Origin of the sequence: Duganella sp. sic0402 (assembly GCF_019219065.1) — a bacterium.
Lineage (GTDB): Bacteria > Pseudomonadota > Gammaproteobacteria > Burkholderiales > Burkholderiaceae_D > Rugamonas.
Genome location: NZ_JAHUWK010000001.1, coordinates 187122 through 201605, shown reverse-complemented (window position 1 = coordinate 201605; position 14484 = coordinate 187122). Strand labels below are relative to the sequence as shown.

Annotated in this window: 15 protein-coding genes; 9 read left to right on the top strand and 6 right to left on the bottom strand. The window is 63.6% G+C overall.

Annotated features, from left to right (window positions below; all coding sequences use genetic code 11):
• Positions 1–8: 8 nt before the first annotated feature.
• Both KW842_RS00900 and KW842_RS00895 read right to left on the bottom strand, forming a co-directional pair.
• Positions 9–416 (bottom strand): hypothetical protein, encoded by a 408-nt coding sequence (locus tag KW842_RS00900; protein ID WP_218302212.1) that lies wholly within the window; start codon positions 414–416, stop codon positions 9–11.
• 46 nt (positions 417–462) lie between these two features.
• Positions 463–1890, bottom strand: coding sequence for a M20/M25/M40 family metallo-hydrolase (locus tag KW842_RS00895; protein WP_218302211.1), 1428 nt, complete (start codon positions 1888–1890; stop codon positions 463–465).
• Positions 1891–2027: 137 nt separating this feature from the next.
• Between KW842_RS00895 and KW842_RS00890 the strand changes: the two genes are divergently transcribed.
• The 8 genes from KW842_RS00890 (at position 2028) to KW842_RS00855 (ending at position 11434) form a co-directional block, all read left to right on the top strand.
• The gene (locus KW842_RS00890) at positions 2028–2558 is read left to right on the top strand and encodes a GNAT family N-acetyltransferase (protein WP_218302210.1); all 531 of its coding nucleotides are present in this window, start codon (positions 2028–2030) and stop codon (positions 2556–2558) included.
• 165 nt (positions 2559–2723) lie between these two features.
• Positions 2724–3137 carry a glycine zipper domain-containing protein gene (locus KW842_RS00885; RefSeq protein ID WP_229223420.1) on the top strand — a complete coding sequence of 138 codons (414 nt, stop codon included), beginning with the start codon at positions 2724–2726 and terminating at the stop codon, positions 3135–3137.
• 101 nt (positions 3138–3238) lie between these two features.
• Positions 3239–4276 (top strand): serine/threonine-protein kinase, encoded by a 1038-nt coding sequence (locus KW842_RS00880; protein WP_218302208.1) that lies wholly within the window; start codon positions 3239–3241, stop codon positions 4274–4276.
• Positions 4276–6723: an FtsW/RodA/SpoVE family cell cycle protein gene (locus KW842_RS00875; RefSeq protein WP_218302207.1), complete on the top strand. Its 2448-nt coding sequence runs from the start codon at positions 4276–4278 to the stop codon at positions 6721–6723. The genes KW842_RS00880 and KW842_RS00875 overlap by 1 nt, the downstream gene beginning before the upstream one ends.
• Before the next feature lie 3 nt (positions 6724–6726).
• Entirely contained in the window at positions 6727–8292 is a 1566-nt protein-coding gene (locus tag KW842_RS00870) for a hypothetical protein (RefSeq protein ID WP_218302206.1), read from the top strand.
• A gap of 4 nt (positions 8293–8296) precedes the next feature.
• The gene (locus tag KW842_RS00865) at positions 8297–8740 is read left to right on the top strand and encodes an SH3 domain-containing protein (RefSeq protein WP_218302205.1); all 444 of its coding nucleotides are present in this window, start codon (positions 8297–8299) and stop codon (positions 8738–8740) included.
• Positions 8737–9813 (top strand): PP2C family serine/threonine-protein phosphatase, encoded by a 1077-nt coding sequence (locus KW842_RS00860; RefSeq protein WP_229223419.1) that lies wholly within the window; start codon positions 8737–8739, stop codon positions 9811–9813. The genes KW842_RS00865 and KW842_RS00860 overlap by 4 nt, the downstream gene beginning before the upstream one ends.
• Positions 9814–9907: 94 nt before the next feature.
• The gene (locus KW842_RS00855; protein WP_218302204.1) at positions 9908–11434 is read left to right on the top strand and encodes an FHA domain-containing protein; all 1527 of its coding nucleotides are present in this window, start codon (positions 9908–9910) and stop codon (positions 11432–11434) included.
• A gap of 7 nt (positions 11435–11441) precedes the next feature.
• Here the strand turns inward: KW842_RS00855 and KW842_RS00850 are convergent, their stop codons facing one another.
• Positions 11442–12323, bottom strand: a complete 882-nt coding sequence (locus tag KW842_RS00850; protein WP_218302203.1) for a pirin family protein — start codon at positions 12321–12323, stop codon at positions 11442–11444.
• A gap of 4 nt (positions 12324–12327) precedes the next feature.
• Complete coding sequence (locus tag KW842_RS00845) at positions 12328–12726, bottom strand: OsmC family protein (RefSeq protein WP_218302202.1); 399 nt, start codon at positions 12724–12726, stop codon at positions 12328–12330.
• Positions 12727–12822: 96 nt separating this feature from the next.
• On the opposite strand from KW842_RS00845, the gene KW842_RS00840 reads away from it, so the two are divergent.
• On the top strand, positions 12823–13464 hold the full coding sequence (locus tag KW842_RS00840) for a GNAT family N-acetyltransferase (RefSeq protein ID WP_218302201.1): 642 nt from the start codon (positions 12823–12825) through the stop codon (positions 13462–13464).
• On the opposite strand, the gene KW842_RS00835 is transcribed toward KW842_RS00840, so the two are convergent.
• Together KW842_RS00835 and KW842_RS00830 are read right to left on the bottom strand one after the other, a co-directional pair.
• The gene (locus KW842_RS00835) at positions 13445–14131 is read right to left on the bottom strand and encodes a YjjG family noncanonical pyrimidine nucleotidase (protein WP_218302200.1); all 687 of its coding nucleotides are present in this window, start codon (positions 14129–14131) and stop codon (positions 13445–13447) included. The two genes, KW842_RS00840 and KW842_RS00835, sit on opposite strands and share 20 nt — an antisense overlap.
• Positions 14128–14472: a zinc ribbon domain-containing protein YjdM gene (locus KW842_RS00830; protein WP_218302199.1), complete on the bottom strand. Its 345-nt coding sequence runs from the start codon at positions 14470–14472 to the stop codon at positions 14128–14130. The genes KW842_RS00835 and KW842_RS00830 overlap by 4 nt, the downstream gene beginning before the upstream one ends.
• Between the last annotated feature and the right edge of the window lie 12 nt (positions 14473–14484).

The following is a 14484-nucleotide window of genomic DNA, read 5'->3' as shown; positions in this document are numbered from 1 at the left end:
TCGTGTGATCAGGCGTAGCGGCCTTGAGGGGGACGTTCAGGATGGGCCAGGTCGACCGCAGGGAGGAAATCGGAATAGAAGGCAATGATGCGGGCGGCCACCGGCAGCGCCGGTTCGGTCACTTCCCACGTCAGCACCGGCGCGGCGGCAGCGCAGCATGCGGAGCCGCTGCACTTCATGCTGCTGTGCGAGGATGCGCCATCGGCGTGCGAGGCGGTGGATGCTGCCTTCGCCTGCTCCGCCATCATGGCCGCATGGTCATGCGGGCCAGATGGCATCGCCATCGCCGCATGGCCAGCGGATGCCGCTGCCGACGCCGGAGCGAGGCACAACATCATCTGTGCCGAGGCATACCCCTGATACGGGAGCGCCAGCAGCACCAGCCAAACGACAAGGGATCGGAACAGGACAGTCATGCCGCAATGTTATCACAAGCTGTAACTGCCCATTCTGAGGCCAGGCTTAATCCTGCTTCGGTACGCGGCCAATATTCTCTTCCATATTGGCGAGATACCAGGTCAGCGAGGTCAGCACCGCGACGTGACGCTTCAGGTCCAGCGGATCGACCTTGTCCAGCGTGTCGGCTGGCGTGTGGTGGTAGCTGAAGTAGGAGCTGGCGTCGACCAGCGGCATGAACACGGGCACACCTGCGCGTTCCAGCGGGGCGGTATCGGCGGCGCCGGCAAAGTCACGCCGTTCGAAAATGCCCGCGCCGATCGGCTGCAGCGCGTTCTTCAATGGTGCGAAATACTTGACCATCGGCGCCGTCACGCTGCCGTAGAAGCCAAAGGTACGGCCAGCGCCGCTGTCCGACTCAATCGCCGCAAAGTGCTTTTCCAGCTTGGTCTTGTTTTGCTCGAAGTAGGTCTTGCCGCCTTGGGTGCCGTTCTCCTCATTCATCCAGGCGATGACGCGGATGGTGCGGCGCGGCTTGAGTTTCAGCTTGTTCAGCGTGTCGATCACCGCCATCGCGCCGGCCACGCCGGTGCCGTCATCGTGCGCGCCGGTGGCCAGGTCCCACGAATCCAGATGGCCGGAGACGATCACCACCTCGTCAGCCTTATCGGTGCCAGGCAGGTCGGCGATGACGTTGAAGCTGTCGGCGTCCGGCAGGTTTTGCGGCGTCAGCGTCAGGTGCATTTTCAGCGGGCCGCGCGCCGACAGGCGATCGATCAGCATCGCGTCTTCGGCCGTCACGGCGGCGGCGGGAATGCGGGTGGCGTCGGTCAGCGCGGTAACGCCGGTGTGCGGGATGCGGTAATTGGCGCCGCCGACCGAACGCACCAGCGCGCCGACCGCACCCAGTTCAGCCGCCATGCGCGGCCCCTGCGTACGATAGCGCGAACCCTGGCCGTAGGCCGGGCCAGCATGGCCGCGATCCGCCATTCCCTGGTCGAAGACGACGTCAAACAGTACGATGGCGCCTTTGACTTGCGCCGCCTTGGCTTTCAGTTCATCGAAATTGCGCACCACGATGACCGGCGCGGTCAAGCCGGCGGCCGGGGTGGCGCCGGAGCCGCCCAGCGCGGTCAGCACGACTTTTTGCGTGATGCCGGCGGGACGGCCGGTATACTCGACCAGCTCCGCTTTCTCTTCACCGCGCACCCAGTGCGGCACTTTGACCGGCTGCAGCGTCACCTTGGCGCCCAGCTTGCGCATCGCTTCCGCCACCTGCTCCACAGCGGCCGCCGCGCCCGGAGAGCCGGACAGGCGCGGGCCTACCAGGTCAGTCAAATCAGCCAGGCGCTCGTAAGCCCAGTCACTCTTCATCGCGTTGTCGCGAATTTGGTCCAGCGTGGCGGCATCGTTGGGAGCGGCCATCACGCCAGCGCTCAGCAAACTACTGGCCAGGACGGTCAGCGACAGGGATTTCTTGATGACTGATTTCATGCGGTTCCTGTAATGAGTAAAAAGTGAATCAGATGAGAGTCTTAAACGATAACTCAACATGACGTAATTGTCATCCATGTTGATTTGCCATCGCAGTTACACTACGATACAAGCTCACCTTTCCATTGAAAGCGCCTATGCTCAAAGGTCAACTGTGCACCGTCCGCCATCTGCTGACAGCCGATCTGAATACCTTTATCGCGTTGGCCAACGACCTGCCCTCGCGCGGCGACTATTTTTCGACCCATTTCAAGTCGCCCGAAACGATGCGCAAGGAGTTCATGCAGCATGGTTTTGTCAGCGAGGACAGCGAACTGTTTGTCATCGAGGACGCGCTGCATCACATTATTGGCGTCATCACCCACTTTAAAAGCCGCACGCCGGTATCGCGCGAGATCGGCTACCGCCTGTTCGACACCGAACTGGCCGGACGGGGATATGTAACAGAAGCGTGCCAGCTAATGGTTGACTATTTATTCAACGTCTACCAATACCATCGGCTGGAGCTGCTAAGCGCCCCTGAGAACGTGGGATCGGTGCGAATCGCGCAAAAATGCGGCTTCCAGGCCGAAGGCGTGGCGCGCCAGGCCTTCTTTATTCAGGGCCGTTATCGGGACGTGGCGGTATTCAGCCTGCTACGCCCGGAGTGGGAAGCGCGGCGTCTTTGAATGTATCTCAAATTGTTACAAGCCATTACCAGCCAGGCCGCTTTGTAAGCATCTGTATAAGACATGGTAATTCCGGGCCGGGGATTTATAGTGGAGTCATTGGCTAACGAATCATTCCCGGTTTGAAGCCACAGCAAGGGGATTACCATGTTGAGCAAAAAATTAATGGGTGTAGCGTTACTGGCCACTGCAGCGGTATCGTCGTCGGTTTTCGCCAGCGACCGTGATTTCAACACGGTGGCCGGCGCTGTGGTCGGTGCAGCCATCGGCAATAGCACCGGCAGCCGTAATGGTGCCGTCGTCGGCGGCCTGGTTGGCGCAGCGGTGGGCAACAGCATCCGCACTTCGGATGACCGCTATTATCGCGGCGGCCGCCGTGATTACGTCGAGACCCGCGTCTACTCGCAGCCGGCGCCAGTTTATTATGAGCGTTACGAGCGACCAGCGCCGGTGTACTACGCGCCGCCTCCGCGCTACTATGAGCCGCCTCCACGCGTGATCTACGTCGAACCGGCCCGTCCTTACTACCGCGAATATCATCGCCATGAGTACCGTCACCGCGATCGCTGGGATCGTTAATCAGCAACGTTAACAAGCAACGTTCGCAATTAGCTACCAAGCCCCGAATCTTCGGGGCTTTTTTCATGTCCCTCCGCTAGCGTTATGCGACGGAGGGAGTCATGACGACAGCAGACGCAATCATCGCTTTGGAACTGGGGCACTACCGGCTGCGTGAGCAGATCGGCGGTTCGGCCTACGGCATCATCTGGCGCGCCAGCGGGCCGCAGGCAACCCAGGATGTGGCCATCAAGTTAATCAACCAGGAGCAAATGGCGCGCGCCCTGCCTGCCCAGCGCGACCGCTGGACCGCCAGCGCGCAGAACGAGATCGCCTTCCTGCAATCGCTGGAGCCATGGGATGAACGGCATATCGTGCGTCTGCTGGACAGCGGCTGGCACGATGGCCTGCCGGTGCTGGCGCTGGAATTGATGGGTTCCGACCTGGGCAAGCACATGGTCGCGCTGAAAAGCCGCAATGAAAGCGTGCCGCTGGCCCGAGCGCTGGGCTGGATCGCGCAGATCAATCAGGCACTAGCCAAGGTTCACCAATATGGTTGGCGCTATCTGGACCTGAAACCAGCCAATGTGCTGCTCGGCCCGCACCTGCACACCGTCAAGCTCGCAGATTTTGGCACCAACCGCGAGTTGGGCATGCTGCAAGCGCATTCCTATGCTGGCACCGCCAACTGGCAGGCGCCGGAGCAGTTCTTTCCCGCCGATAGTGGCGGTTACGCCACCAGCGCCCGCAGCGACTATTTTTCGCTGGGCGCCATGCTGTACTTCCTGGTCACCGGCGGCATGCCGTTGCGCTTTTGCGCCGACTGCGGACAGGCATACCGCGAGTATCATGTAGCTGGCGCGGCGCTGCTGCGCTCCAGGAACGGGGGGGTGATCCCCTCCGCGCTGTCCACGGACGAGGCCGACCGCTACGCCTCATTCATCCCGTCTGCGAAACGGGACGCTGCGCTGGAGCTGTTGCGCGCCCTGCTTCAAACCGATCCGGCCGCGCGTCCACGCCACGCCATTCAGATCAGCCGTATGCTGAATGCGATACAAGGCGTGAAACCGCAACGCGGCAGATTCGACGCGGCGGATCCCGTGCTGGGCATGCATCGCCCTTCGGCCGTGAATGGCTGGCCAGCCATGCGGGTGGCGTGATGCGCGCGGCGACATCGCGCAATGCGCCGCATCGCCTGATACTGCGTCCTTCCATCGCGGAGCGGCTGGCAGGTCTGCTGACGGTCTGCGTCGCTGCCAGCCTGCACGCCGCCCGCCGGCATATCAGGGTGACGCTGACACTGGCCGTTTTGGCCGGCCTGTGCGGCTTGCAGGCGCTCGCTTTGCTGCGTGCGCCTGCGGCGTGGCTGCCGTCGGCGATGACCATCAATCTGGCGGCTGGCGACAGCATCGTGCTGGGACAACGCGAACTGGCGGCGCCACAGACCGAGCGCCATCACCTCGCGCTGCGCCGCGACGCAGCCGGCAACTGGATGCTGCGCAATCTCAGCGCATCCAGGCGGCTGGTGCTGAAGCGCGACTCTGCCGACCAGCATCTGGGCCATGCGTCCGCGCACGAGCTGCGCCAGTTCCAGATCGATGGCGCAGTGTTTGACGTGCGCGCGGCAGGCATACGCGAAATCACCTTCACACGGGATGGCCACGTATGGCATTACGACGGCGCCGTACTGTATCGCGATGGCCGCCAGCAGGCCAATTGCCCTGACGCACGGCTATCGACCAAGGCGCTGTCGATATGGAATCGCACGATGCCACTGCCGTTGACCATCGCCCGTCCGCTTAGTTTTGGCGGCAATCTGCATTGCGATAACCGGCTTGGGCTGACGCAGGTAACACGGGGCGCCGCGCAAATGAGCAGGGTAAACAGCGAGTTGCAGCTATCAGCAGGCAATCCGGACGGCGACCGCGCGGCGATTCTCGCCGGGGGCCGGGATTTGTACAAACAGGAAGCGCCGCTGGCGGGCGTGACAGCACTCACCGCCGGCCGCACCCGCTTCGAGGTCGCGACCAGCGGCGATACGCTCACATTGCAGCCTAGCCGCCACGTCAAACTGTTCAGCGAACCAGAGCTTACGCTGCCGCAGCAGGTCAGCTGGCAATGGCAACAGCGCTCGTTGTGGGCTGGAGCTCAGGCGGCCACGATCTGGATCGGTATCACATTCTGCATGGCCTGCATGGCAATCGGTCTATTTTCCAGCGCGAAGAACGCGGGCAGCGCCCCGCACTGGCGTACCAGGCTGTCACAGGGTGCGGGTATGCTGGCGGCGGTGGGTATGCTGGCGATTGGTCTGGTCGCGCTGATCTCGCAACGCGCGGGCTATCCGCCAGGCGCGGCTTGCTCGCTGTTGCTGGGCGCGGCCGCCCTGCTGCTGTGGCTATCCTTGCCGGGCCGCCTGACACTGGCGACGGCGACTGGCGTGACGCTGCTGGCGACCGGCCTGCTGGCGCAGCTGGAACTGGGCCTGGCCGCGCCAGATTCTTCCTGGCTGCGCTTCTACCAGAAAAGCGCCGCGATGCTGGCCATCGGTGCCGGCCTGGGCGGGCTGTTACGGCTATGGGCGCAGTATCAAACACAACGCGGCGCATACCTCCAGCAACGCAGCATCGAATGGATGCTCGCCTTGTTCGCGGCTGTAGCCCTGATCGCGCTGGCGGCACAAGTCCTGTGGGGCGACGAAACCGGCGTCTTCGACCTGCAACCGGTCGAACTGGCCAAGCTGGCACTGACCGCCCTCACCGCGCACTGCCTGGCGCTGCGCTTCCACTGGCACAACGGCCCGCAGCGGCTGGCCGAGCATGGCGCAAGGTGGCTTCAACTGATCGCGCCGGCGCTGCTGTTCCTCGCCTTGCTCGGCCTCGCGCTGGTGCAGGTGGACGACTTTTCGCCGCTGATCCTGCTGCTGGTCTGGAGTACTGGCATGGGCCTGGCATATGCGCTCGCCGCTGGCAACCGCGTGCTGGCCGCGCTGCTGGCAGCTTGCGGCCTGCTCGCCGTCGCCGCTATCCTCTACCTGCGCCTGGCCGGCACCGATGACCTGATCCGCTGGGGCTTTTACGCCGACCGCTTCCTGGTCTGGCTCAATCCCGCCGAACATCCACACACCGGCCAGCAACTGCTGCTGGGCGCGCGCGCCGTCGGCGAAGGCGGCTGGTTCGGCGCAGATCACTGGCTAGGCCTGCGCGCGCTCGGCCAGTCGGCCGGCAACGTGGTCAACATCCCCGCCGTACAGGACGACTTTGCCGCATCGTTCTTCCTCAACCGCCACGGCCTGCTGAGCGGCCTGCTGCTGTGGTGCCTGCAGGCCGCTTTCCTGGGCGGCATCGTTCTCGCGGCCATGCAAGCCTACCGCAGCGGCGCGACGGCACGCAATTTCCGTAACGCGTGGCTGGGCCGTTACCGCTATTTCGCCTTATGCGGCGGCGCGGCGTTCGTGCTTGCGCACTTCCTGCTGTCGTGGGGGACTAACCTGGCGATCTTTCCGATCATGGGCCAGCCGATGAGTTTCCTGTCGGCCGGAGGCAGCCACCTGCTGTTTTTCCTCTGCCCTCTGCTTACCTTCGTTGCGATATCTACTGAAGGAGTCTGAATCATGCCGACCTATGTTCAACACGCCGTCCTCGGACGCATCCCGGATGTCTTCAATGCTGAAGCGATCTGGCAGGCGCCCGGACTCTCGCTGTTCTCGCGCCGTCCGCTGCTGCGCGACCTGCTGGAACGCAGCCCGCGCGAACACAGGGGCCGCGCGGCCACCCGCTGCTTCTCGCATGTGACGCTGATGCTGCCCCAGGAAGATGTCGATGACGACTACCACCTGACCCGTGGCGCCCGTGCACGCGATTTGGCGCAAACGCTGGCGGCTTTGCATCAAAAAGACTTCGGCGACCTGCTCGGCAGCGACCAGGTGCGCTATGACGTGGTGGGGACGGAATCGCTGGCACCGGGAGAAATCGAGGTCAAGTTCGGCCACGCCGTGTATTTGCCGGCCGCAGACGAGAAAATCCTGTACAACGTCAGCGTGTCGCGTGACAGCGCGATCTGGCATCCCGCCTGTCCCATCTATCCGAATCAGCGCCTGGTGCTGGTAGGTGGCGAAGGCGGTGAAGCCAGCGCCGTGGCACAAGGCTGGCCATTCGGCCCGGATGCTGCGCTACTGATCCTCAACGATGGCCCGGACGCACCAGCGGTGCTACAGATGCGCCCCAAAGACGCCTTCGACTGCCGTTACGATCCGCGCGGCGGCTACTACATCATCCGATCTCAGCGCGAGCCGCAGGGCGGCCAGCGGCTGCTGGTCAAGGTCGCCCGCGCCTCAGCTCCGCAAGCAGCTGCAACGGCCGCAGTGGCTCCAGCGGCTCAAATGGCCGCAGTAGCGCCATCCCCCGCATCCGTCTCCACCAAGCCAGCCGTCTGGCAAAGCCGCGCCGGCGCCGCACCGGTCGACCTGACCGCCGTGCCGTCCGCCGCCAGCCACAAGCCCGCCAACCGGGCAGGTGAAAGCGACGCCACCTATGCGCCGGTATCGCAACAACGCGTATCGCTGGTCGCGCTGGCCCTGCCCCGCTTGAGCCGCTATCGCGACACAGGCGCACAAGCCATCGAGCTGCCGTTCGACCGCGCACTATCGCTGTCCGCCGAGGCGCAGCCAACCATCAGTCTCGGCGTCGACGCGTCGGACGAGCTATACGCGCGCACCGCCGAAGGACGTCAGCGCATCGACGCGCCCGCCGCGTTCTCCCCGGTGGACGCCCGCGCACTGCGCCTGCTGGCTGCCGCCCCTGAAATGGCGGATCGCTACCGCGCCATGATTTGCCTGCCCACCCCCGTCAGCGCCGGCGTGGCAAGCGGCGTGCGGTTTACCTTCGGCCGCAATTCGCCGATGCTGGCCGCCTTACGCCTGCTGGACTCGGCACGCTTCGTCAAGCGCGCCGACGGCGACAGCACAGCAAGCGCAGACCGCATAGGCCTGTCGCGCAGCGCCTTCAGCTTCGAGGCAGTTGGCAAGGGCTACACCATCACGCGTCAGAGCCCTAGCCAGGCGCTGTATCACCTTGACGACAAGCTGCAATTCGTCGCCGGCATAGGCGATGCGCCCTACCTGCTGCCACACGGCCACCACCTGGTCGCAGGCCACTATGTACTGCGCTTCGAGGCCTGAGCCGATGAACGCTGTTCTCGCCTTCGCTGCCGGCCTGCTCATCACCTTGTTCCTGGCCGCCTACCTGACGCCGCGTGCCTGGTGGCGGCGCCTGAACGCGCGCGCTCTATGCATTGCGGTGGCTGGCGCGTGGAGCTTCGGCAGTCTGATTTTGTACGCGCTGCAAGCGCCGGCCAGCGCCATCGCCGCCGAAACGCCGCCCACGCCTGCACCACGCTCGGCCGCCATGCCGCCAGCAGCCGGCAAGCCATTCCGCGTCCACCGCGACCTGAACCTGCGCTCCGCGCCCGGCGTGCATGCGCCCCGCATGGCCGTCGTTCCTGCCGGCGTAGAAGTCACGCCCACCGGTGTTCAGGATGGCGACTGGTGGCAAATCAGCGCCACGCTGCATGGCAGTGAAAACACCGGCTGGGTCAGCAGCCTGTGGCTGCGCCGGAGTGGCGAATGACCCACACACCGCCCACCGCCGCCAGCGTTTTTTCGGCTAAGCTGTGGCCTTTCGCATCTCGCGCCCCGGCGCCCGCACCGATGACACGCATCACCGACCAGCTCAACTTCGGCCCCGCCCTCGACATCGCGGCCCACAGCGCCGCCAGCATCAGCAAGCTGCAAGTGCCGGAAAACCAGGACAATCTGCTCATCATTGACGCCGATGGCCAGGCTGTCCTGCTGCACGACCAGCAGCCGCAAACGGTCCGCATTCCGGGCTGGCCGCAAGGCCATGTGCGGCTGGCCGTCCTGGATGGCATGGGCGGCCATGGCCACGGACGCCAGGCTGCGGAATCAGTGGCCTCCGGCCTGCTGCACGTTCCCGCCTGCACCACACTGGAAGAACTCAGCGCCCGCCTGGATCAGCTGCACCACCAGCTGCAAACCCAATTCCGCCAGCCGGACGACCGCGACACCTTCCGCCGCCCTGGCACTACGCTGACACTGCTGGAAATCCCCCCAGGCCGCGCGCCGATGCTGTTCCATGCGGGCGACTCGCGGTTATACGAAGTCACCCCGCAAGCCGCCACGCCGCTGACCGTCGATCACGTCCCCGCCACCGCCTTCGCCATGCATGGGCTGCTCGGTGAACAGGAATGGCGCCAGCAGGTGCACGGCGAGCACCGCGCGCAAATCTCACAGGCCTACATCCTTGGCAACGCCTTCGCCAATCCGCAAGTGCTGGACGACGGCCTGCTGCCGCTGGACGACGGCAACCTCCCGTCCTTCCTGCGCCAGCTGGCCGACCGGCGCGTGCTGGACGTGCGCGCGAATACCACCTATCTGCTAGCCACTGACGGTTTCTGGTCCTGCGCCCGCCCGCAGCCATGGATAGAGCGATGGCCACAACTGCTGGACCAGCCAGCCGGCCCCGCGCTGGACGCGCTGTTCCGCGATTATGTGGACAACCCGCCACCGCAACTCCACATCGATAACCTGAGTGCCATCACCATCCGCTTTGCGCCCGCTAAAAACAACTGCAATGTTGACGAAACAGCACTACCAACAGCAGCAATTCCGTCGCATTTTTGATACCCGCACAGAGCGCGCCAAAAATCGCTTGCAAAGTTTGCCAAACAGCGTGAAAACCGCATAAACTGGCGGGTATCCCATCGGTCGGTTTGTCATGAAAAAATGCAGTAATGCCCAGCACCCGCATTGCACCTTCTGGGTCGCGCCCGGAGCGCACACTTGCGAAGGCGGTCACGCCCAAGCAGAGCCCTCCAGCTTCGACCTGCTGACCGCATTGCGCTCGACCCGTGCCGCCTCGCCGGCCACGGTGCTGGATGCCGCCCCGGCTACCGAACCTTCACAGAATTACGCCCGTCCGCATCAACGCGCCCAGGCCAGCCGTCCGCAGCTGCACATCAGCGGTTTTGACCCGCGCGCCGCTGGCGGCCGCCAGACCCTGAAGATGGAACTGCGCGGCATGCCGGACGCCTGCGCGCCGCAACTAACGCTGCAACTGCAATCGGAACTGATCCCCAACGGCGCATCGCGCCAGCAGTTCGTGCGCGCGGTCGGCGGTGAATGGCGTCCAGTGTTCGCCGAGTTTTCCTCACGCGGCAAAGAGCACGGCCAGTACCAGATCAGCATCGAACTGCTCAGCCAGCACCCCGGCATGGCGGCGCGCAAATGGGTGTGCACCTTTGTCATCCTGGTGCCGCGCCTGGACGCGACGCTGACCGAGATTCACCGCATCTTCCTCAGTACGCACAAGAATGTGCGTGTGATGGCGGACGACGCCTCGATTGCCCGCGTCAGCGCGCAAGGCGGCGACAGCCTGGATATCGATGTCACCGCGCGCAATGCCGGCATTGCGCACCTGGACCTGAACGCGCCGTCCGGCAAGGTGGACCTGGGCTTCTCGACCATCGCCTGGGATGAAGACCTGATTGAAATCGATATGCCGCAAGCGGCTGCCGTGCATCCGCACGCCAGCCGCGCCGCTTCGCTGGTGAACGCCGCGCCGGAAGCCGGCGCGCAACGCCAGATCCGCCTGTTCGCAATGGATGAATGCGTGATCGGCCGCTTTGAACTGGTCGATCCGGAATCGGACCTGATGCTGACCCATTACACTGCGGACGGCCAGGACAGCAACGGCCTGACGCGCCGCCTGTCTGGCCGCCACGCCATCATCCGCCGTTCAGGCCTGGGATTTGAAATCGAAGATGTGTCGCGCTACGGCATCCTGCTGGATGGCGTCTGGCCCGGCAAGCACAAGCCGACCGCGCTGCGCCTCGGCATGCGGATTGAATTCAGCGCCAGCATCAAGGGCATCGTCACACTGTCGGTGTCGGCCATCATGCCGCATGGCGTGATCCTGCATCGCGTAGACCACGGTGCGAATGCGGAATGCTTCTACCTGCTCGCACCGGAAACACATCCGGGCTATCCAGTGAAATCCTATCCTGCCGCGCCGCATGCGGCCGCACTGCCGCTGCTGCTGCACCGCGACGGCGGCTTCTGGCACCTGGATCAGCTGACCGGCAAGGAAACCGCGCTGGCCCCAAGCGTTTCGCTGGACAAGCTGAGCCGCGTGCCACGCCACACCCGCTTCGCCAGCGATGCGTATCCAGAACACTGGATTATCCGCACCGGTGGCCACGACATGTACAGCACGGTGGCGGCGAACGCCATGTCCACCGCCTGATATCGCGCTACGCCGCTGGCTTCTTGGCCGGCAGCGGTATCCATTCCGTCTCTCCCGGCACTTGAGGAAAGCGTTGCGCTTCCCAGTCATCGGCCGCCTGCGCAATGCGTTCCTTGCGTGACGAGACAAAATTCCAGTACATGAAGCGATGTCCATCCAGCGGCTCGCCGCCAATCACCACGAAGCGCGCTTCCGCATTGGCTTTCACGCGTTGCGGACTATCGGTATTCAGCAGCGCCATATTGTGCAAGGCCAGCGCCGCACCATCGACTTCCAGCTCGCCACTGATCGGATAGATGGCCGCTTCAGCCGGCAGGCCGCTGAGCGCCAGTTCATGGCCTGCTTGCAGCGCCACGTCGAGATACAGCGTCTGGCTATAGGTCTGCACCGGCGAAGTCTGGCCGAAGGCCGAACCAATCAGCACCCGCACCTTGGCGCCGTCCACATTCAGCTCAGGAATCGCAGCGGCGGGCGTGTGGCAGAAGCCCGGCGCATCTTCCTCATGCGCTGCCGGCAAAGCAGCCCACAGCTGCAAGCCATGCGTGCGGTGCGGCTTGCCAACCAGGTCTTGCGGCGTGCGCTCGGAGTGGACGATGCCGCTGCCCGCCGTCATCCAGTTGATCGCACCCGGCTCGATGCGCTGATAGGTGCCGATGCTGTCGCGGTGGTCCATCGCGCCTTCAAACAGATAGGTCACGGTGGCCAGGCCGATATGCGGATGCGGGCGCACGTCATGGTTCGCATCCAGCGGCACATCGACCGGACCAAAGTGATCGAAGAAAATGAACGGACCGACCGCCTGCTTGACGGCGGATGGCAGATAGCGGCGCACCATCAGGCCGCCGCCCAGGTCTTTCTCGTGGCCCTTCAGCAGATTCGAAATGCTCATCTTATTACCCCAATACGGTGGTGATTTCGGTGGTCACGGACGTCATCAGCTTATGCACCGGGCACTTCTGCGCCACGGACAGCAGCTCGTTGCGCTGCGTCTCGGTCAGGTCGCCGGTCAGATGCAGCGTGGCGGCCAGGCGATACGTGCCATGGCGCTCATCGCTGGCGTCGCGCTCCAGGCTGACTTCGACATGTTCGACCGGGATGTTTTTGCGCTTGGCGTACCACACCACAGTCAGCGCCTTGCATGCGCTCAGCGCGGCGTCGTACAAGTCATGCGCGGACGGGCCGGCGTCATTGCCGCCCTCTTCCACCGAACCATCGGTGGAGATGATATGGTTACGCACATGGACAATATGGCGCATTGGCAGGGATTGATCACGCAGGGCTTTGATAGTCATTCTGTGTTCCTTGATGGCGTTACTCAGAAACGACAATGTACACCGAATGACTGAGTTACGCTTCTACTAAAAGACCACGATCACATAGGAAAATGGATGGACAACATCAGTCCGCAACTGCTTGAGCACTGGCTGGCGGCGCGCTCGATCGCACGCGGCTTGCCGGCGCCGGTGCCGGATCGCGGCGGGCTGCGGGTGGACACAGGAACGCCGGCGGAGCTGCGGCGCTATGTCTTCGCCGGCCCCGATCCTGGCATCAGCGAACTGGCGCGCGAAATCAATCAACCCAACGTTGTGATCAAGATGTGCGGTCCGCGCGAGCAGCTCTTGTCACGGGTGACGCAGCGCTGGCATTTGCAGGCGGGGGCTCACCTGATGAGCAAGCCGCCGGGCCTCAATCCCGCGCCGTCGCTGCCGCCGGGCTACTGGATGCAGCTGAAGACCGAATCACCATTGACCAGCGCACGCATCTTCACGGAAAACGACACGCTGGTCGCCAGCGGCTACGCAGTGGAACATGGAGATGTATTCATCTTCGACCGTATTTCGGTGGATGCCATGCACCGGCAGCAGGGATTGGGCGCGGCTTTGATGGCGGCGCTGGGGACGGCGCAGCAATCAAAAGCTGCGCAGCGCGTGCTGGTGGCGACAGACATGGGACGCGCCCTGTACCTCACGCTGGGCTGGCGCGTCCTGACGCCTTACTCGACTGTGTCGCTTACGCCAGCAGGCGAATGATGTCGTGCAGGCTGCTGGCCTCATAGGTCGGCACTGCCTCGGAGGTGTTGGCCACGCGCTCCGGATTGAACCAGCAGCTTTCGATGCCATAGCGGTTGGCGCCAAGGATGTCCGCATCAAGGCGGTCACCGACGATGATGGCCTGCTCTTTGACGAACGGCCGCGCCATCTGCGCCGCGTATTCAAAGAAGCGCACGTCCGGCTTGGCGTAGCCGCACGCTTCGGAAGTCGCCACGAATGAGATGTAATCCCGCAGCCCGGACTTGAGAATGCGCTGGTTCTGGATCGCCTCCACGCCGTTGGTGATGATGCCCACCTCGCCGGCGGCGGCCAGCGTGGCGCACAGCTGCACTGCGCCATCGATCAGCACCACCGTATCCGACAGCGATTCCAGATACAGGCGGCTTGCCGCTTCAGGGTCCAGCTCAAGGCCGTTTTCCATGAAGGTTTTGCGGAAGCGCTCAACCTTCAGGAAATCCTTGGACACCGAACCCGTCTCAAAGGCGCGCCACAGCGCCAGATTGATCGTCTGGTATTGCAGGAACAGCGCGGTCATGTCACCGCTGATACCCAGCGCCTGCAAGGTCCGTACAAACGACAGCTGCTCGGAGGCCTTGAAGTCCAGCAGCGTGTCATCCAGGTCAAACAGGAAGAGCTGATGCCTCATACTACTTTCTTGACGAATTCGGTCTTCAGGCTCATCGCGCCGAAGCCATCGATCTTGCAATCGATGTCGTGATCAGAATCTACCAAGCGGATGTTCTTGACCTTGGTGCCGACCTTCACCGTGCCGCCACCGCCCTTCAGCTTCAGGTCCTTGATCACGGTGACCGTGTCGCCATCTTGCAGGATGTTGCCGACCGAGTCGCGATAGATGCGCGCGCCTTCTTCAGCATCGGCGGCAGCGCCGGCAGTCCACTCGTGTGCACATTCCGGGCACACCAGCTGGGCGCCGTCCTCATATGTGTATTCGGAACTGCATTTGGGGCATGGTGGCAAAGCGCTCATAATTAAATCCTG